Genomic DNA, 928 nt, shown 5'->3' with positions numbered 1-928 from the left:
ATATGCCGATGATCCCCGAAGCCGTGGTCGCCATGMTGGCCTGTACCCGGATCGGCGCGATTCACTCGGTGGTGTTCGGCGGTTTCTCGCCGGAAGCCCTGGCCGGTCGCATCATCGACTGCAAATCCAAAGTGGTGATCACCGCTGACGAAGGTATTCGTGCCGGCAAGAGGATCCCGCTCAAGGCCAACGTCGACGACGCGCTGACCAACCCGGAAACCAGTAGCATCCAGAAAGTCATCGTGTGCAAGCGCACCGGTGGCGACATCAAGTGGAACCAGCATCGCGACATCTGGTTCGAGGACCTGATGAAAGTGGCCGGCACTGTGTGTGCGCCGAAAGAGATGGGCGCCGAAGAAGCGCTGTTCATCCTTTATACCTCCGGCTCCACCGGCAAGCCGAAGGGCGTGCAGCACACCACCGGCGGTTACCTGCTGTATGCGGCCATGACCCACGAGCGCGTGTTCGACTACCGTCCGGGTGAAATCTACTGGTGCACCGCCGACGTCGGCTGGGTCACCGGCCACAGTTACATCGTTTACGGTCCGCTGGCCAACGGCGCGACCACGCTGCTGTTCGAAGGCGTGCCGAACTATCCGGACATCACCCGGGTGGCAAAGATCGTCGACAAGCACAAGGTCAACATCCTCTACACCGCACCGACCGCGATCCGCGCCATGATGGCCTCGGGCACCGCCGCCGTTGAAGGTGCTGATGGCAGCAGCCTGCGCCTGTTGGGTTCGGTGGGCGAGCCGATCAACCCGGAAGCCTGGGACTGGTACTACAAGAATGTCGGCAAGTCCCGTTGCCCGATCGTCGACACCTGGTGGCAGACCGAAACCGGCGGCAACATGATGAGCCCGCTACCGGGTGCTCACGCGCTCAAGCCAGGCTCTGCGGCGCGTCCGTTCTTCGGCGTGGTGCCGGC

1 protein-coding gene is annotated in these 928 nt (G+C 62.8%); it reads left to right on the top strand.

What is annotated here, in order from left to right; translation table 11 throughout:
* The coding region (locus tag AC1D1M_RS31385) for an AMP-binding protein (protein WP_477778686.1) at window positions 1-928 on the top strand (928 nt) is incomplete at both ends.

It is taken from the genome of Pseudomonas sp. P1_F7 (assembly GCF_056405655.1).
Note: the sequence above shows the minus strand (reverse complement) of the source record. Positions and strands in the feature narration are given on the sequence as shown.